This window comes from Dietzia sp. E1, assembly GCF_014145015.1.
GTDB lineage: Bacteria > Actinomycetota > Actinomycetes > Mycobacteriales > Mycobacteriaceae > Dietzia > Dietzia cinnamea_A.
Genome location: NZ_JAALDU010000368.1, coordinates 1 through 1,026 on the forward strand (window position 1 = coordinate 1; position 1,026 = coordinate 1,026).

Sequence of the window (1,026 nt, forward strand, 5' to 3'; positions counted from 1 at the left end):
ACGTGCGCGGGCTCCTCGAGCATCACCATGTGCCCGGCGCCCGGGACCACGACGAACTCGGCGTCGGGGAGCTCCTCGACGATGTCGACCGACCGGTCCAGCGGGGTGAGCAGGTCCCGGTCGCCGCTGAGGACCGTCGTGCGGACCTCGCGGAGAACGGGCATGGCGGCCGATTCGTCGTGCCGCGTGAGGGTCTCGAAGAAGTTGGCGATGGTCAGCACGTCGGTCGAGGCGATGAGCTTGTCCACGAACCGGGCGACGGTCGGACTGACCGTGGCGGGGTCCCCGAACGACCCGCCGTAGATGAACGGCGAGATGATCGCCCCGAGCGCGCGCCGGCTGCTCGTGAACACGCCGGGGCTGCGGCCGGCCAGCCCGGCGAGGCGGGCCACGCTCCTGTTGTCGAGCACCGCCCCGAGTCCGGCCTCCGAGAGCTCCGCCATCGCGGTGGAGACCAGCCCGACCCCCAGGACCCGCTCACGGACCGTCTCGGGGTGCCGGGCGGCGAACCCCATCACGGTCATCCCGCCCATGGAGTGGCCGATCACGACGACGGGCCCGGTGGGGGCGGTCGCCGAGATGACGGTGTCGAGGTCCCGGGACAGCTGGTCGATGGTCGCGTTCTTCCGCGAGCCGGCCCCGCTCAGGCCGTGCCCGCGCTGGTCGTAGAAGACCATCCGGATCTCGGAGCCGAACCGGTCGGCCAGGTGCCGGCGCTGGAAATGCCAGGTGTCCATCGACAGGGTGTAGCCGTGGACGAACACGACCGTCATCGGAGCGTCGGTGGGCCCCGCCTCGCGCACCGCGAGCGGGACACCGTCGGTCGCGGCGACCATGGAACCCCGGTCCACCCCGAGTTCCCACATGTCCTCGCCGGCCCACGGGTCGTTGGCGCGTCGGCCGGGCAGCAGCGTGACCACCGAACCCAGGGTGGCGGCGCCGAGCGCGCTCAGGCCGGCGCGCAGGCCACCGGGCGTCCGGATCCGTTCGGCGACCGCCTCCGCGTCGCGCGGCGTGCCTCCGGCC

1 protein-coding gene is annotated in these 1,026 nt (G+C 73.1%); it reads right to left on the reverse strand.

Going from position 1 to position 1,026, the window contains the following annotated elements; genetic code table 11:
• Positions 1-1,026 (reverse strand): alpha/beta hydrolase (locus tag G6030_RS12130; RefSeq protein ID WP_182643293.1); only part of this gene is annotated, 1,026 nt, incomplete at both ends.